Below are 16,574 nucleotides of genomic sequence, written 5' to 3'. Positions count from 1 at the left end.
ACTATATTTTTAAAATCGTCTTATATTCTGTCTGGTTATTTAATACACTAACTGCTCTTTTAATTTCCGAATTGTTTTTTAAATAATACTGATACAAACCTTCTTGATATTGATATCTTTTAATCAATTCTTCCAAAATCATGTTTTTGATTTCTTTTTGATTTTTATCCAGTAAAGTCGTTTCGCTTTTTTCTAAAGCGTTCAACAATTGCTGATATTCGGCAGTGATCGTCTCGTCAATTTTTTCTTTTTTAGCTGCTGCTAAAGTATTTTTCAAAGCCACTTCTGTTTCGGTATCAAAAGTGATTTTATTCGTTTTTAAATATTGTTTGAAGGCCGCGTAATCCGCATCGGTTAAAGTTGGAATCTTATCGCCCAGATTTGGGTTTTTGTAATAGTAAGTCGTTGCATAATCAAAAACGCCATCATTTTTTATCAAAGCTGTTGCTATTGCACTTGTTTTAGCTTCCTCCAATTCGATATCTGGCAAAACACCTCCGCCATCATAAACCGTTCTTCCTTTTCTAGTTTTAAAAGCGTTATAGTTTTTAGCATCCGTTTTCTGCGCCACACCATTTTTGTCTTTGTGCGCATAATCCAAAGCCTGAATACATCTTCCAGAAGGCGTATAATATCTCGAAATTGTAACTTTCAATTGCGTTCCATAAGTAAGATCAACAGAACGCTGTACCAAACCTTTTCCGAAACTTCGGCTACCTAAAACAACAGCGCGATCCAAATCTTGCAACGCACCAGAAACAATTTCTGAAGCCGAAGCACTTCTGCCGTTTACTAAAATAGCCAACGGAATTTCAGTATCAATCGGTTCTTTCTGGGTTTTATACGTATTATTATGTTTTTCAATTCGAGATTTGGTTGTTACAATCACTTCATTCTTTGGAACAAACAAATTACAGATATCAATAGCTTCGTTTAGCAGACCTCCAGGATTCCCTCTCAAATCCAGAACAATTTGTTTCGCTCCGTCGGCTTTTAATTTTTCTAACGCCTCTTTCACTTCCGCAGACGCTTTTCTGCTAAAATGCGCCAAAACAATATAACCTGTTTTATCATCAATTTTTCCATAAAAAGGAACCGATTTAATATCGACTTCATCCAAAACCAAAACTGTAGTAAAAGGTTTTCCTTGACGAAGATATTTGATGTTGATTTTCGTGTTTTTGGTTCCCTTCAATAATGACGAAGCATCATCTTTAAAATCGGCAATCAGAATGTCTCCAATCTGAATAATTTCGTCGCCCGCCTTTAGTCCGGCTTTGTCTGCAGGATAATTTTTATAAGGTTCGCGAACAATCAAGCGGTCTTTTTTTCTAGAAATTAAAGCGCCGATTCCGGTATATTCTCCCGTATTATTGATTTTAAAATTGACAACATCTTGTTCGTTAAAATAAACCGTATACGGATCTAGACTTCCCAGCATGCTTTTGATTGCTTTATCCATCAAATCTCCTGGATTGGTTTCGTCAACATAATTGGTATTTACAGCTTTAAACAAAGTGGTGAAAATCTCGATCTGTTTGGCAATTTCAAAAAAATCTTCTTTAAAACTGGTTCCAACAAACAACATTCCCGCCGCAGCGACTGGTATAATAAATTTCTTTTTGAAATACGGATACATGATTATTCTTTTTTTCTTCTTTTTAATCTTTTTCTAATAAAATAGGCTAATACAATAAATATAATAACAAACGGCCAAACGCTGATTAAGGAAATTACAAAATCAGATAAACTGAAAAATCCTGATTTAATGGCTGTCCAAAGTTTTGACCCGTATGAGATTTTAACACCTTCTTTTTCGGCTATTGTTTTGTAAAATTCGATAGTAATCGTGCTTTCAGAAACACGACTTTCTAAATATTTAAGTTGACCTTCTTTGGCTTCGATTTCTTCTCGAATCGCCGAAATCTGTTTTTCAATTTCTAATATTTCACTGACTTTGTTCGCTTTCTTTAAAATTTCAAGATAACGTTCTTCGAGTTTTTTCTTTGTTTTTAGTCTTGAAGTTAAATCAATGAATTGTTCCGTAACATCTTCGGCAGATATTTGTTTTTCATCAAAATAAGAAACGCCTTTGGAGACTTCACTGATAAAACGGTCAAAATTCTGACTCGGAACTTTTATTACTAAAATCCTGTTGACATTATCGTAGTTTTTTCCTTCTGTATCATTAAAAATATTACCATTATTTGCTTTAACTGATTTTTGAATTTGAGCAAAAGTATTTTCAAGATTATCGGTCTCAAATCGTAAATTAGCTTGTTTTATGATCTTTTGCTCAATTTCTTGTTTTTCTTTTGGAGCAGGTGGAGCTGATTGAACGGCATCTTCATTGTAATTAGCTTCTGCTTTTGCAGGAAGTTTTACAGCCGATATTTTGATGTCTCTTGAATCTGGTTCGTAAGATTTACTGCATCCCGAAAGAATCAAAAAGAAAATTGATAAAAAGAAAATATTTCGCATAAAATTTCAATTTAGAGCTAAAACTACGATTTTTTTGCCTAACTTGATTAATAATCTTACGTTTTGAAATTTACGCTTCTGTTTTTGTTTCAGAATCTAGCGGTTTATTGATCTGAGCTGTGAATTTCTCAAACAGTTGTATCATTTTGGTGTTGATTTCTTCGTAAGTTAAACGGTCTTTGGTCTGATAAAAAAGCATAATCGAATACGACTGATCCAGATTGTCCAAAAGTAAATGTTTGTTTAAACGATAGGTTTCTCTCAAAACTCTTTTGAAGTAATTTCGATCAACGGCTTTCTTAAAATATTTCTTAGAAACAGAAACGCCAACCTTGGTTTGTTCTTCTGAATTTGCTTCCGCTTGACGGTAAACCAAACGAAGCGGATATTTAGATACCGATTTCCCTTCAGAAAATAATAATCCGATGGTGGTTTTGCTTTTTAAACGCTCGTTTTTAGGGTAAGTAAAGTTCATTTAATTCAGAAAAAATTTGCAAATTTTAGTGCAAAGGTACAATTAAACCAGAAAAACGGTTATTGTTTTCAATTTTTATAAGCCTAAAAATATATTTACTACTTTTGCGCATTAATTTTTGAAGCATGGAAAAAATTATTTCTTATCCCATATCGGTAATTTACTATTTATTATTTGGTTTGTGTTTGGTTGTTTTTCACCCAATTCAGTGGATTTGCTTAAATGTTTTTGGTTACCAGGCTCACAAAAAAAGTGTTGATTATTTAAACTTCTGCCTTTTAACCTGCACAAGGCTGGTTGGAACAAGATATACCATAGAAAACGTAGACACAATTCCGAAAGGAGTGCCAATTATTTTTGTGGCAAACCATCAAAGTATGTACGATATCGTGACAATGATTTGGTACTTTAGACGTTTTCATTGTAAATTTGTAAGTAAGAAGGAGTTAGGAAGCGGAATTCCGAGTGTTTCATTTAATTTGAAACATGGAGGATCTGTCTTAATTGACCGAAAAGACCCTAAACAAGCGATACCAGTTATCAAAGGCTTGTCTGAATATATCGAAAAAAACACAAGATCTGCCGTTATTTTCCCAGAAGGAACAAGAAGCAAAACGGGTGTACCAAAAGAATTTGCGCAAAGCGGTTTAAAGATTTTATGCAAATATGCACCATCTGCATACATCGTACCCGTGAGTATCAATAATTCTTGGAAAATGGTAAAATTTGGTTTTTTTCCTGTTGGTTTAGGAAATCATCTGAAGTTTACAGCACATAAAGCTTTAGCTGTCAAAGATTACAAATTTGAAGAGCTGATGGAGATTACTGAAAAAGCAGTTAAAGAAGGAATAAACGAGTATAAATAGATTTTTGCTTTCGCGAAAGCAAAGGTCCCAAATTAGAAAAGAGTAATGTCTATAAAAAACATTAGATTAGAAGTAATGCAGTTTTTGGAAAAAAACGTGGATAGCTTCGTTGAACAGTATTTAATTCCGGTGGAAAAAATTTGGCAGCCGACAGATTTCTTACCTAATTCGCAAGGAGAAAATTTCTTTGAAGAGGTAAAAGAATTACGCGAAATTGCCAAAGAACTTCCATACGATTTCTGGGTTACGCTTGTGGGTGATACGATCACTGAGGAAGCATTGCCTACATATGAGTCTTGGTTAATGGATGTTGAAGGTGTAAACCAAGTGGAAGACGGCGGTAACGGATGGTCAAAATGGATTCGCCAATGGACGGGTGAAGAAAACCGTCATGGAGATCTTTTAAATAAATACTTGTATTTGTCTGGTCGTGTAAATATGCGTGAAATCGAAATGACAACACAGCATTTAATCAACGACGGTTTTGATATTGGAACTGGATCTGACCCATACAAAAACTTTGTATACACAAGTTTCCAGGAATTAGCAACCTACGTTTCGCACAACAGAGTAGCACAAATGGCTAAAAAGTTTGGCGATAACAAGTTGTCTAAAATGTGTAAGATGATTGCGGGCGACGAAATGCGTCACCACCATGCTTACAGTGAATTTGTTACCAGAATTTTTCAAGTTGATCCAAGCGAAATGATGTTGGCGTTTCAGTACATGATGAAACAAAAAATCGTTATGCCAGCGCACTTCTTAAGAGAATCTGGACAAAAAATTAGTACAGCTTTTGAACAGTTTTCAGATTCTGCTCAACGTATCGGTGTTTACACAGCAAACGATTATGTAGATATTATGCAGAAATTAATCAATAAATGGGAAGTTGATAAAATTACCAATTTAACTGATGAAGCAGAAAAAGCTCGTGATTACTTAATGAAATTACCAGCGCGTATGGCGAAAATCTCTGAAAGAATTGTAATTCCTAAAGAATCTCACATTTTTAAATGGGTTGAGCCTGCGAGACTTTAGAAATTTTAGAATGTAGATTTCAGATTTTGGAATTTGGAATTTGGAATTTATCCCGAGAATTCGGGATTAGAATTTCTTAAAAGCAACAAAGTTGCTTTAATATAAATTAAAAATATATTTGTTGATTGTTGAGGTTTTTCAAACTTTGGCAATCAACATTTTTTATGAACTGTAAAAACCTCTGTATGAACACTTCAGAACTAATTATTAAAACTATTACTTTTGTAAAAGAAAAACTAAACGATGCCGAAGGTGGACACGATTGGTTTCACATAGAACGTGTTTATAAAAATTCGCTTTTAATTGCAAAAGATACAGAATGTGACCTTACAGTTGTACAATTGGGAGCTTTATTACATGATATTGCCGATAGCAAATTCCATAATGGAGATGAAACGATTGGGCCAAAAACAGCAAGAGCGTTTTTAGAAGCCGAAAATGTTTCTGAGGACACAATTGCTCATGTTGTCAATATCATCGAAAATATCTCATATAAAGGCGGAAATTTCGAAAGAAAGTTCACTTCTGTAGAATTAGATATTGTGCAAGATGCAGATCGTCTTGATGCAATTGGTGCCATTGGTGTTGCAAGAGCGTTCAATTACGGCGGATTTAAGAATCGAGCATTATACAATCCAGAAATTGCTCCGGTTACCAATATGACCAAAGAGGAGTACAAAAAGAACAACGCTCCAACAATAAATCATTTCTACGAAAAGCTTTTATTGCTAAAAGACAAAATGAATACCCAAAAAGGAAAAGAAATTGCTACCGAAAGACACCGCTTTATGGAAACGTTTCTTGCTCAGTTTTATGCGGAGTGGGAAGGGCTGAAATAAAGTGTTCAGATTTCAGATTTTAGTATTCAGCCTTAATGATTATTTTTCATTATCAAATACGTAATAATTGTAGCGCAGAAAAAACCAATTGCAAACCACAATAATCGAGCGACTCTATTGTCTCGTATAATTTCCATTCTATCTTCTTGTGTCATTGTTGATGAATTTAAAAATCAAAAATAGTTTTAGAAAATATATTAAGAAGATACTTTATGTTTTTTAAATAACATATTAAGACATTTTTTATTCTTCGAAAGTAAAACAGACTTTAAGCATCGATCCAATCAAACAAAAATTCTTCTTTAAATTCAATATTATATTTGATTAAGAAATCGTGATATTCTTCTTTAAAACTTCTTTTACGATGATGCTCTTCCTGATTATCAATATAACGAATAACATTTTCTAAAGAAGAATGGCTATAAGAAAAAGCGCCATAACCTCTTGCCATTGAAACGCATATTTTGAATATTGCTTTTCCTTTACAAATGCATTGGATGATTTTTTAATTTCTCTAATCAAATCAGATAAAGCACAAGTTGGCTTCATTCCAATCAAAAAATGAATATGATCAGATGTTCCATTTATAGCTAGCATCTTTTGACCTTTGTTCTGAACAATGCCTGTTATGTATTTGTATAATTCTTCTTTCCAAGATTTTTCAATTAAAGAATTTCTATTTTTTACTGCAAATACTACTTGTATGTAGATTTGAGAAAATGTTCCTGCCATTTTATTTTGAATTGTTATGTAAGTAAAAATGTGGTTGTGTGACCCTTTCAGGGTCATTGCATCATGGAGATTATTCTTTTTCTATAAACATTTAACTCCTTCGGAGTTTGATTTCTAGAAATACATGATACTGTATTTTTTATTTATCAAAAAATCCCGAAGGGATTATATGTTTATAGAAAAAGAATGATTAGCGCGACATATTGACCCTGAAAGGGTCACACCCAAGAAAGATTATCTTTATAAGATTACCAATTCAAAAATATGAGATTGAAAACATAGATATAGGCAAGAAAAAACTTTTGAGTAATAATAAAAGACAAATTTTAAAAACAAAATTCAAGAAAAAAGCTTCACAAAGAAATTTAAAAATCTCTGTGAAGCTTTTGTGTTTATTTTGCGAATCTCCGTGAAATAAAACCCCTAACTGCAACCGCAATTTCCATCACCGCAGTCCTTTTTCTTTTTCGATTTAAAGAAATATTTTTTGACTAAAAAAGCTACTGCAATTCCTAGTATTGTAAAGGCGATTATTTCCTGAATCATAACTTTTTATTTTAATAGTTGATAAGCGATTAAAGCAGTAAAATAAGCCAATGCACTCATGAAAACTAACTGCATTGCAGGCCATTTCCACGAATTGGTTTCTTTTTTTGTAATGGCCAATGTACTGGCACATTGCATAGCAAAAGCATAAAATAACAATAAAGAAATTCCCGTCGCAAAATCAAATACTTTTTTTCCAGTATCTGGACGGACTTCTGCCTGCATTTTACTTTTTATGGTCGATTCGTTATCGGTATCTCCAACGCTGTAAATAGTCGCCAATGTTCCAACAAAAACCTCACGTGCCGCAAACGAACTGATTAAGGCAATTCCGATTTTCCAATCGTAACCTAGAGGCTGAATGGCAGGTTCAATTGCGCGTCCCATTAATCCGATATAGGAATTCTCTAGTTTTTGAGAATTCACTTCGTTTTCAAACTGCGTTTCATCTAAAGTGGTGTTGGCAAATCTTTCTTTTACAATGTTTTCAGCATCATTAAATTCTTTTCCAGGTCCGTAAGAAGCCAAGAACCATAAAATAACAGATATTGCCAAAATGATTTTACCTGCGCCAACAATAAATGCTTTTGTTTTTTCTACCACATTAATACCAACGTTTTTGAGAAGTGGCATTTTGTAGCTTGGCATTTCAACAACAAAATAGGTTTTAGATTCTAATTTTAAAACTTTATTTAAAATATAAGCTGATAGAATCGCAGCAAAAAATCCTAGTACATAAAGGGCCATCAACGTTAATCCCTGAACATTTAAAAATCCGAAAATGCGTTTGCTAGGTACTACCAAAGAGATAATAATGGCATAAACGGGTAACCTTGCAGAACAAGTTGTGAATGGCGTTACCAAAATCGTGATCAAACGTTCTTTCCAGTTTTCGATATTTCTAGTTGCCATAATAGCCGGAATTGCACAAGCTGTTCCTGAAATTAAAGGCACAACACTTTTTCCGGAGAGTCCGAATCTACGCATGATTTTGTCCATTAAAAACACAACACGACTCATATAACCGCTTTCTTCTAGAATGGAAATGAACAGAAACAAGAAAGCAATTTGCGGAATGAAAATGATAACACCTCCAATACCCGGAATAATTCCTTGCGAAAGCAAATCGGTTAAAATACCGCTTGGCAGTTCTTCTGCAACCCAGCTGCTTAAAGAAGCAAAAGTGCTGTCAATGAAATCCATCGGAATGGTTGACCAGCTGAAAATCGATTGGAAAATCAAAAATAAAATGGCAAAGAAAATAAAGTAACCCCAAACTTTATGCGTTAAAACACGGTCTAATTTGGCGCGAATATCTTTTGCCAACGAAGCGTCAACTTTTAAACCTTCTTTTAAGACATCATTTATAAACTGATATCTTTTGATGGTCTCTTTCTGCTGTAAACGCTTTAATTCTGAATGTGATTTGGTAAAAGTGCTTCGAACTTCATTTCGATCTAAATTAGAGAAATTAACGTCTTGCGTAATAACCAACCACAATTTATACATTAATTGATTCGGAAAAGCATGTTTTAACTTTTCAAAATATTCAGGATCAATAACTGAAGCATTTAAACACGGTTCGTGCGTAATGTTTTTATATGAAACAATCAGTTCCTTTAATTCTTCAATTCCTAAACCTTTTCTCGAACTTACTAAAGCAATTTTAGTTTTTAGTTTTTCTTCTAAATACGGAATATCCAAAGAAATTCCTTTGCGCTCCATACGATCTGACATATTGATGACCAAAATCGTTGGAATTTCAAGGTCTTTAATCTGTGTATAAATCAGTAAATTTCGTTTCAGATTTTCAACATCAGTTACTACTACAGCAACATCAGGATATAGTTTGTCGTTTTTATTTAACAAAAGTTCGATAACCACACTTTCGTCCATTGAACTGGCGTTCAAACTGTAGGTTCCTGGTAAATCTAATATGTTTGCTTTTATATTATTTGGTAATTTACAGAAACCGATTTTTTTCTCAACCGTAATTCCGGGATAATTCCCCACTTGCTGGTTAAGACCTGTTAACTGATTAAAAACAGAAGTTTTTCCGGTATTTGGATTTCCGATAAGGGCAACATTGATATTCTGAACACTCATTACAAATTGGTTTTGATAAGTTCAACTTCAATTTCACGAGCGGTTTCAATACGGATTGCCACATGAGAACCGTTAATATCCAAATATAACGGATCACCAAAAGGAGCAACCTGCAGTAATTCAACTAAACTGCCGGGAAGACAACCCATTTCTAATAATTTAAGTGGAATAAGATCGATATCAAAATCTTTGATAATGGCTTTTTCGCCTTTTTTCAGAGTGTGTATTGTATTTTGCAAGCTTATTTAGATTGAATTTAGATTGCAAAAGTAGGCAATTATTCTTTATTTCAAGGCATTTAACACTTCGACAAATGCTAAATGTTTCTAAAAAGAAGGCATTTTTACTCGTTTGAGAGAAATTCGATGTCTTCCAAAAGTCGTTTTACATCTTCTTTATTTGTTCCGTCATAAAAACCTCGAACACGTCGTTTTTGATCGACCAAAACAAAATTTTCTGTATGCACCATATCATAAAGCTGATCTGGTCTTCCTAGTTTAACAGCCAAATACGATTTTCTGGCCATCGTGTAGATCTCTTTTTTGTCGCCAGTAACCAGATTCCATTTGCTGTCTACAACGCCATATTTTATGGCATAAGCTTTTAAAACCGAAACACTGTCAACTTCTGGAAAAACAGTATGAGAAAGCAACATTACTTTCGGATTGTTTAAAACGGCCTTTTGAACATCTACCAAATTGGTTGACATCTTTGGGCATATCGATCCGCAGGTTGTAAAAAAGAAATCGGCAACGTAAATTTTTCCTTCGTAGTCTTTTTGGGTAATAGTATCACCATTTTGATTGATGAAAGAAAAATCGGCAATAGTGTGGTATTTACTTTTATATTGAATCGTACTGTCTACCAATTCTGGATTAACATCAGCGGGATTATAAATTGGAAGTGTCTTTTTGGGTTTTAATGCAGAATAAAACAAAGATATGGTAACAACCGAAAAAACTATTAGAACAATAAAGAATTTGCGGTATTTATATAAAAGCGATTTCATAAAAATAATTTGGCGCAAAAGTACAAAAAGCAGGTTTTAAAAGCTTTACTCAATTATTTTTTTAACAGGCTTTTGTAACATTTACTATGCAGTTATAGACCAATAGCCTACATATAAAATTTATAGCTGTGAAATTTATTCGCTTTTTTAATTTTCCAGTTAAAAATTTAACACATTTTTTGAAATAATAACAATATGTTTGTATTTTCCCTTAAACTATAATTTTTTATGAAAAAACAATTTGCTAAACCTGTGTTTGGTGTGATATCTGCAATGTTTGCAATTACCGCAGTCCAAGCTCAAAATGCTCCAAAGGAACCAGGTATCAATGTTTCGTATATGGATACGAAAGTTAGTCCAAGTCAGGATTTTTTCAAATATGTAAACGGTACTTGGTTAGATAAAACAGAAATTCCAAGTGATCGTACGACGTGGGGAAGTTTTAATGAATTAATCAAAAGAACTGACAAAGATGTAATGGCAGTTTTAAAAGAAGCTTCAGCAAACCCTAAGTACAAATCGAATACAGATCAGGGAAAAGCGGTTAATTTATTTAATACCTACCTAGATTCTGTTGGAAGAAATAAAAAAGGAATCGAACCATTAAAACCGTATTTGAAAAAAATCGACGCTATTAAAAATATTGCTGATGTTCAGAAATATTTGGTCGAAATGGAAAAAGAAGGAGGCTCTGGATTTTTCGGAATTTACATTGGTGCTGATGATAAAAACAGTTCTAAAAATTCGGTAAACTTGGTGCCAAGTGATCTTGGTCTTCCTGATAAAGATTATTACACTTCAGAGGATAAAGATTCTAAAGAAAAACGTGCCAAATACGAACAGCACATAGCAAGAATGCTACAGTTTATTGGAGAATCTCCAGAAAAAGCAAAACAAAGTGCGAAAGATATTTTGGCTTTAGAAACAGAATTATCAAAGCCAAGATTAAACCGAGTTGAAAGAAGAGACAGCCGTTTACAATACAATCCAATGACGGTAGACGCTATTCAAAAACTAACTCCGGCAATCAAATGGAATGATTATTTTACTGGTTTGGGAATTGCTAAACTGGATTCTGTGATAGTTTCTGAACCTAAATACATGACTGCTTTGCAAACTGTTTTTACAGAAAACAAAGTAGGACAATGGAAAGAATACCTAAAATGGGATTTGCTTAACGGTTCGGCAACCAAACTGACAACAGCAATCGATAATGCTAATTTTGATTTTTACAGCAAAACTTTGAGAGGAGCAATTAAACAGCTTCCATCAGACGAAAGAGCGCTTAATATGGTGAACGGAGCAATTGGCGAAGCTCTGGGGAAACTTTACGTAGAGAAAGTTTTTCCAGCTGAAGCTAAAACCAAAGCGGTAGATATGATTCATAATGTGATCACGGCGTACCAAAACCGTATTAACAATTTGACTTGGATGTCTAAAGATACAAAGTTGAAAGCGATCGAAAAATTGAATAAGATTACCATAAAAGTTGGATACCCAGATAAATGGAAAGATTATTCGGCTTTAGAAACCAAAAGTATCGCAGAAGGTGGAAGTTATTTTGAAAATACTAAAAATTTGTCAAGATGGAACTTTAAAAAAAGCGTAGATAAGTTGTCTAAACCAGTTGATAAAACAGAATGGCATATGTCTCCGCAAACCGTAAACGCATATTACAATCCGTCTTATAACGAAATTGTTTTTCCAGCTGCTATTTTACAGCCACCTTTCTATAATTACCAAGCTGACGAGGCGGTTAATTATGGTGGAATCGGTGCTGTAATCGGACACGAGATTTCTCACGGATTTGATGATTCTGGTGCTCGCTACAATGCGGAAGGAAACTTGGTTGACTGGTGGACAGAAGAAGATTTGAAACAATTTACTGCTCTTGGAACAGATTTAGCAAACCAATACAGCGCACTTGAACCATTGCCAGGAATTCACGTAGATGGACATTTTACCTTAGGTGAAAACATTGGAGATTTAGGCGGAATCAACGCTGCATATGACGGATTACAATTGTATTTGAAAGCGCACGGAAATCCAGGTTTAATCGACGGATTTACACCAGAACAGCGTTTCTTTATTTCTTGGGCTACGGTTTGGAGAACAAAAACAAGAGACGAAGCGATCAAAAATCAAGTAAAAACAGATCCGCACTCGCCTGGAATGTACAGAGCTTACGTTCCAATTCAGAATGTGGATGCTTTCTACAAAGCTTTCGATATTAAAAAAGGAGATAAAATGTATGTTGAACCAGAAAAACGAGTTAAAATCTGGTAATCAAAATGATATAATACAAAAAACGGCGCTTGATAAAAGCGCCGTTTTTTTATGGAATAAAAGTCAATTATTTTAAATGACTGTAAATGTAAGTTTCAATTGCTTTCAATTCTTCATCAGACATTGATTTTGTTATGGCAAAATTAGTCTGCATAACCGCAAACTGACTTGGGTCTACAATTGGTTCTGCGTTTCCTTTTAAAAAAGTAACCATATCGCCATTTTTGTCTTTGTAGATTTTTGCAATTTCTTTAATGCTTGGTCCAACTACTTTTTGATCTGGTTGATGGCAAGCAAAACAATTTCCAGCGCCTTCAAAAAGCTGTTTTCCTAATTCTTCTGGAGTTTGGGCTTTCGCTGATTCTCCTTCAGAAACAGATTCGGTTGCTGTATTTGCATTTTGCGAACCTTCTTTTTTACAAGAAGCAAATGCTAAAACAGCAGATAAAAACAATACTTTTTTCATTATTTATTGTTTAAAAGTATTGCTGCTTCTTTCGCAAAATAAGTAGAAATTAAACTTGCACCTGCGCGTTTAATGCACATTAACTGCTCCATCATAATTTTATCGTTGTCCAACCAGCCTCTTTCTGCGGCCGCTTTGATCATTGCATATTCTCCAGAAACGTGATAAACAGTTACAGGAACGTTTACAGCATTTTTAACTTCGCGAACAATATCAAGATACGCAATTCCTGGTTTTACCATAACCATATCGGCACCTTCTTCTACATCGTACAATGTTTCTTTAATGGCTTCTATACGGTTGGCATAATCCATTTGGTATGTTTTTTTATCTTTCGGAACCACAACATCGGCTTCTTTTGGTGCCGAATCTAACGCATCTCTAAAAGGTCCGTAAAAAGCCGAAGCATATTTTGCAGAATAACTCATAATTCCAACATTGTGAAATCCAGCAGCATCAAGACCTTCGCGAAGGCGTAACACTCTTCCGTCCATCATATCACTTGGCGCAACAAAATCGGCACCAGCTTCTGCGTGCGAAACGGCCATTTTTACTAAAGCTTCAACTGTACTGTCATTTTCAACATCGCCATTTTTTATGATTCCGTCGTGACCGTAAATAGAATATGGGTCTAAAGCAACGTCTGGCATTACAATCATTTCTGGACAAGCGGATTTAATAGCGCGAATAGCTTGCTGCATTAAACCATCTTTGTTCCAAGCTTCTTTTCCGGTATTGTCTTTTAAATTTTCGCTGACTTTTACGTAGATATTTACGGCACGAATTCCCAAAGCATAAATTTCTTTTACTTCTTCAACAGTCAAATCGATTGATCTGCGAAAGATTCCCGGCATTGAAGGAATTTCTACTTTTACATTTTCGCCTTCAGCAATAAACATCGGAAACATAAAATCGGATGGACTTAAACTGGTTTCGCGAACTAAAGAACGAATAGATTCATTTACTCTTAATCTTCTGCCTCTGTGTAATGGGAACATATAAATTTAGATTTTAGATTTTAGATTTTAGATTTCTGTCGAAATCGTAATTTCTAAAACTGTTATTGTTTTGTTTTTTTTGAAGAATAACTGTCTTTAAAACAGCGTTGCAAAGGTAAATAAAAACGACTAGAATTAAGCTTTGGGTCTTTTTCTCAAAGAGTTAATATTATCTAAAAATTGTGACTTTTTTGATTTAAATTTGTGATATGAAGAAAATTCTCGCTTTATTTTGCTGTCTGCTCTTAACGAGCTGTTTTGAAATTACAGAACGAATCAAACATCACGATGATCAAAGTGGTGAATATACGCTGATGGTCGATTTCTCAAAATCTTGGTTTAAGACCAAATCTGCTATTTGGCTTGAGGAAGTCGACGGCGTTAAAATTCCGAACGAACAGGAAATAAACGCTAAGCTAAGTGATTTTAAAGCAAAAGCTTTGAAGATTGAAGGTATTTCAAATGTATCGACAAAATCTGATTTCCAAAATTACGTCTTCATTATCAAACTCAATTACGCTAATTTGAAAGCATTAAATGCCGTTGTCAATACGATAAACAATCAGCGTGATCAGATTCACTTTAGCGGAAGCGGCAAAACTTTTGAAAGAATTGCTTCGTATCCCGTTCCAGAAAAAGTGGTAAACGATCCGAAGAAAAAGAAAGACCTCGAAGAAGCCAGCATTATTTCAATCTATACTTTTGATAAAGATATTGCTACTGCAGAGAATCCGAATAGTAAAATCTCAAAAAATAAAAAAACGGTTTTTTTGAAGCAAAGTATGTACAGCGTATTTAAAAAATCGACATTAATGAATAATACAATCCAATTAACGCCATAATTTATGAAGCATTTTTACACCTTAATTTTTTTATTCGCCACGTATTTTACTTTTGGACAAACTGTTCCAGACCAATACGACTATTTTGTACAGTTTAACGGAAAACAGCTTTCTAAAAAAGTTAGCATTGACGAAGTTTTAAATCATCCTATTTTGACGAGATACATCAGTAAAAAACCTGATTTTGATCTTCGTCAATATACTTCTGTGATTAAATTAGACGATCAGATTACCATTCATGGCAATTTCTTAGATTCTGTTCCTTTTTATCAAGTAACGATTCCTGTAAAAAGCAAGGAAGCAGTTAAACAATATTTGATTGAAAAACAAGGTGCAAATGATAAAAATGGTGCAATTGAAGATTTCGGAAAATATGCGGTTTTTACACCAAGCGGAGTAAAAAGATCTTTTGTTTGGAATGATACGCATTTGGTTATAATCGAATTGACAAAAAGACTTCCGTCTAAATTTTATGATGCAGCAGAAACTACTTTAGCAATGGATTCTGTTGCTGTGGCGGAACCTTATGAACAAGCAGTAGAAGTAGAAGCTCCTGCGGTTTATGATGTTCCAAATATGGAAAATCCGCCAAAAATAGGGGAACCGTCAATAATGCCAGATGAAAGATTGGATATTAATTCTCCGATGGAAACAGAAATGGAGGCATTATTTAATGGAAATCCGTATGAAGAGTATACTGCTGAGCAAGCCGAATTTGATAAAAACTTAGCTGAGAAACAGCGTGAAATTATAAAGTCATTATTCGAAAACGGTTTTACACCGCCAAGTTCTAACAAAATAAATGTTTCGGCAGATATTTCGTCTTGGGTAAATTATGGCGGATTTATTTCAAGTTTTTATTCGCTTTATAATTATCCACTTTCCTTATTGGGTGGGTATGACAAATATTTGCCCATGCAGAATAACTTTGGAAATTTTATAAAAGGAATCAATTTGGATTTTTATTTTGATAATGATAATGCCCGAATCGAAGAAGTGGTAGAATATTCTCCGCAGATTGCCGATGTGGTAAGCAAAATTAGTAATCGAAAAATCAACAAGAATATTTACAACTATTTCCCGGCAGAAAAACCTTTAGGATATGTTTCGTATCATGCGAATACAAAAGCGGCGCTTGAAAACTTTCCGTCGTTAATGACAGAATTATTTCAAAACCCGAAATTCTCTAAAGAAGATATTACGCTCGTGACAGATTTAATATCGACAATTGTCGATGAAGAAGCTACAGCAAAGCTTTTTGATGGAGATTTAAGTGCTTTTTTATATGATGTGAAAGAAGTTGAGGTAATGACCAAACAATATGGATACGATGAAAATTATGAAGAAAAAATAACGGAAGAGAAAGTGAAAAAAGAAATTCCGCTGTTTGGTTTTATTTTCACTTCGACACATCCAACATTTGGAGATAAATTACTGCAATTGGGCGTTCGTAAAAAAGTATTGGTTCAAAACGGAAATGTTTATACTATTGTTGGAACTCAAGAATATGATAATGTATTTATTATAAAAGACAAAGACGTAGTAATTGTTGCTAATACAAAAAATTACTTTGGCGCTGGAAAAGGATCTTTTGCTAAAGATACAAAGAAAGATTTGAGTAAAAATTACATTTCTGGAAAGCTGAACATAGCACAAACGGTGAAAACATTTGGCAAAAAAGCTAAAGATTCTGAATTGGTTCGAATGGCAAAAATTTCGGCTCAGTTTTCAGATGTTTCGATTGAGTCGCCTAAAAAGCTAATTGACAATAAACTGAAATTCGTTTTTAAACTGAACTCTTTTAAGTCTGATAAAAATATCATTTTGCAGACATTAGATTTAGCTGATGAAATGACTACGAAATAATCTAAAAAACGAAAACCCTGAAAC

Annotated in this window: 15 protein-coding genes and 1 pseudogene; 6 read left to right on the top strand and 10 right to left on the bottom strand. The window is 33.9% G+C overall.

Annotation, left to right across the window (positions count from 1 at the left end; all coding sequences use genetic code 11):
* Position 1 precedes the first annotated feature (1 nt).
* The 3 genes from EG814_RS02075 to rnpA form a co-directional block, all read right to left on the bottom strand.
* Positions 2 to 1,639 (bottom strand): S41 family peptidase, encoded by a 1,638-nt coding sequence (locus EG814_RS02075; protein WP_125718410.1) that lies wholly within the window; start codon positions 1,637 to 1,639, stop codon positions 2 to 4.
* Between the two features lie 2 nt (positions 1,640 to 1,641).
* Positions 1,642 to 2,481, bottom strand: coding sequence for a DUF4349 domain-containing protein (locus EG814_RS02070; protein ID WP_125718408.1), 840 nt, complete (start codon positions 2,479 to 2,481; stop codon positions 1,642 to 1,644).
* Between the two features lie 70 nt (positions 2,482 to 2,551).
* Positions 2,552 to 2,956, bottom strand: a complete 405-nt coding sequence (gene rnpA, locus EG814_RS02065; RefSeq protein WP_125718406.1) for a ribonuclease P protein component — start codon at positions 2,954 to 2,956, stop codon at positions 2,552 to 2,554.
* 125 nt (positions 2,957 to 3,081) lie between these two features.
* Between rnpA and EG814_RS02060 the strand changes: the two genes are divergently transcribed.
* The 3 genes from EG814_RS02060 (at position 3,082) to EG814_RS02050 (ending at position 5,699) form a co-directional block, all read left to right on the top strand.
* Positions 3,082 to 3,822, top strand: a complete 741-nt coding sequence (locus EG814_RS02060) for a lysophospholipid acyltransferase family protein (RefSeq protein WP_125718404.1) — start codon at positions 3,082 to 3,084, stop codon at positions 3,820 to 3,822.
* A gap of 45 nt (positions 3,823 to 3,867) precedes the next feature.
* Positions 3,868 to 4,860 carry an acyl-ACP desaturase gene (locus EG814_RS02055; protein ID WP_125718402.1) on the top strand — a complete coding sequence of 331 codons (993 nt, stop codon included), beginning with the start codon at positions 3,868 to 3,870 and terminating at the stop codon, positions 4,858 to 4,860.
* 185 nt (positions 4,861 to 5,045) lie between these two features.
* The gene (locus EG814_RS02050) at positions 5,046 to 5,699 is read left to right on the top strand and encodes an HD domain-containing protein (RefSeq protein ID WP_125718400.1); all 654 of its coding nucleotides are present in this window, start codon (positions 5,046 to 5,048) and stop codon (positions 5,697 to 5,699) included.
* 32 nt (positions 5,700 to 5,731) lie between these two features.
* Here EG814_RS02050 and EG814_RS21245 read toward each other — a convergent pair whose 3' ends face one another.
* The 5 genes and pseudogenes from EG814_RS21245 to EG814_RS02025 all read right to left on the bottom strand — a co-directional run bounded on the left by EG814_RS21245 (position 5,732) and on the right by EG814_RS02025 (position 10,092).
* Complete coding sequence (locus EG814_RS21245) at positions 5,732 to 5,854, bottom strand: hypothetical protein (RefSeq protein ID WP_262699312.1); 123 nt, start codon at positions 5,852 to 5,854, stop codon at positions 5,732 to 5,734.
* A gap of 113 nt (positions 5,855 to 5,967) precedes the next feature.
* Positions 5,968 to 6,431, bottom strand: a pseudogene (tnpA, locus tag EG814_RS02045) (IS200/IS605 family transposase).
* Between the two features lie 552 nt (positions 6,432 to 6,983).
* A complete protein-coding gene (feoB, locus tag EG814_RS02035; protein WP_125718397.1) occupies positions 6,984 to 9,083 on the bottom strand; it encodes a ferrous iron transport protein B in 2,100 nt (699 codons plus the stop codon).
* Positions 9,083 to 9,322 carry a FeoA family protein gene (locus EG814_RS02030; RefSeq protein ID WP_008465698.1) on the bottom strand — a complete coding sequence of 80 codons (240 nt, stop codon included), beginning with the start codon at positions 9,320 to 9,322 and terminating at the stop codon, positions 9,083 to 9,085. Before EG814_RS02030 ends, feoB begins: the two co-directional genes overlap by 1 nt.
* Before the next feature lie 104 nt (positions 9,323 to 9,426).
* Positions 9,427 to 10,092: an SCO family protein gene (locus tag EG814_RS02025; RefSeq protein ID WP_125718395.1), complete on the bottom strand. Its 666-nt coding sequence runs from the start codon at positions 10,090 to 10,092 to the stop codon at positions 9,427 to 9,429.
* 228 nt (positions 10,093 to 10,320) lie between these two features.
* Between EG814_RS02025 and EG814_RS02020 the strand changes: the two genes are divergently transcribed.
* Positions 10,321 to 12,378, top strand: a complete 2,058-nt coding sequence (locus EG814_RS02020) for a M13 family metallopeptidase (RefSeq protein ID WP_125718393.1) — start codon at positions 10,321 to 10,323, stop codon at positions 12,376 to 12,378.
* A 67-nt stretch (positions 12,379 to 12,445) separates the two neighbouring features.
* On the opposite strand, the gene EG814_RS02015 is transcribed toward EG814_RS02020, so the two are convergent.
* Both EG814_RS02015 and hemB read right to left on the bottom strand, forming a co-directional pair.
* Positions 12,446 to 12,844, bottom strand: a complete 399-nt coding sequence (locus EG814_RS02015; protein ID WP_125718390.1) for a c-type cytochrome — start codon at positions 12,842 to 12,844, stop codon at positions 12,446 to 12,448.
* Positions 12,844 to 13,842 (bottom strand): porphobilinogen synthase, encoded by a 999-nt coding sequence (gene hemB, locus EG814_RS02010; RefSeq protein WP_125718388.1) that lies wholly within the window; start codon positions 13,840 to 13,842, stop codon positions 12,844 to 12,846. The genes EG814_RS02015 and hemB overlap by 1 nt, the downstream gene beginning before the upstream one ends.
* Before the next feature lie 209 nt (positions 13,843 to 14,051).
* Here hemB and EG814_RS02005 point away from each other — a divergent pair, with 209 nt between their 5' ends.
* Positions 14,052 to 14,684, top strand: coding sequence for a hypothetical protein (locus EG814_RS02005; RefSeq protein WP_125718387.1), 633 nt, complete (start codon positions 14,052 to 14,054; stop codon positions 14,682 to 14,684).
* Positions 14,685 to 14,687: 3 nt separating this feature from the next.
* On the top strand, positions 14,688 to 16,550 hold the full coding sequence (locus tag EG814_RS02000) for a hypothetical protein (protein WP_125718385.1): 1,863 nt from the start codon (positions 14,688 to 14,690) through the stop codon (positions 16,548 to 16,550).
* Positions 16,551 to 16,574 lie beyond the last annotated feature (24 nt).

This window comes from Flavobacterium ustbae, assembly GCF_003946915.1.
In the GTDB taxonomy this organism is placed as follows: domain Bacteria; phylum Bacteroidota; class Bacteroidia; order Flavobacteriales; family Flavobacteriaceae; genus Flavobacterium; species Flavobacterium ustbae.
The sequence above is the reverse complement of the archived record's forward strand: the minus strand, read 5'-3'. Positions and strand labels throughout refer to the sequence as shown.

Excerpts from the sequence above, each read along its gene's own strand:
- EG814_RS02075 (WP_125718410.1), bottom strand. The coding sequence starts at position 1,639 with ATGTATCCGTATTTCAAAAAGAAATTTATTATACCAGTCGCTGCGGCG.
- EG814_RS02070 (WP_125718408.1), bottom strand. The coding sequence starts at position 2,481 with ATGCGAAATATTTTCTTTTTATCAATTTTCTTTTTGATTCTTTCGGGA.
- rnpA (WP_125718406.1), bottom strand. The coding sequence starts at position 2,956 with ATGAACTTTACTTACCCTAAAAACGAGCGTTTAAAAAGCAAAACCACC.
- EG814_RS02060 (WP_125718404.1), top strand. The coding sequence starts at position 3,082 with ATGGAAAAAATTATTTCTTATCCCATATCGGTAATTTACTATTTATTA.
- EG814_RS02055 (WP_125718402.1), top strand. The coding sequence starts at position 3,868 with ATGTCTATAAAAAACATTAGATTAGAAGTAATGCAGTTTTTGGAAAAA.
- EG814_RS02050 (WP_125718400.1), top strand. The coding sequence starts at position 5,046 with ATGAACACTTCAGAACTAATTATTAAAACTATTACTTTTGTAAAAGAA.
- EG814_RS21245 (WP_262699312.1), bottom strand. The coding sequence starts at position 5,854 with ATGACACAAGAAGATAGAATGGAAATTATACGAGACAATAGAGTCGCT.
- feoB (WP_125718397.1), bottom strand. The coding sequence starts at position 9,083 with ATGAGTGTTCAGAATATCAATGTTGCCCTTATCGGAAATCCAAATACC.
- EG814_RS02025 (WP_125718395.1), bottom strand. The coding sequence starts at position 10,092 with ATGAAATCGCTTTTATATAAATACCGCAAATTCTTTATTGTTCTAATA.
- EG814_RS02020 (WP_125718393.1), top strand. The coding sequence starts at position 10,321 with ATGAAAAAACAATTTGCTAAACCTGTGTTTGGTGTGATATCTGCAATG.
- EG814_RS02015 (WP_125718390.1), bottom strand. The coding sequence starts at position 12,844 with ATGAAAAAAGTATTGTTTTTATCTGCTGTTTTAGCATTTGCTTCTTGT.
- hemB (WP_125718388.1), bottom strand. The coding sequence starts at position 13,842 with ATGTTCCCATTACACAGAGGCAGAAGATTAAGAGTAAATGAATCTATT.
- EG814_RS02005 (WP_125718387.1), top strand. The coding sequence starts at position 14,052 with ATGAAGAAAATTCTCGCTTTATTTTGCTGTCTGCTCTTAACGAGCTGT.
- EG814_RS02000 (WP_125718385.1), top strand. The coding sequence starts at position 14,688 with ATGAAGCATTTTTACACCTTAATTTTTTTATTCGCCACGTATTTTACT.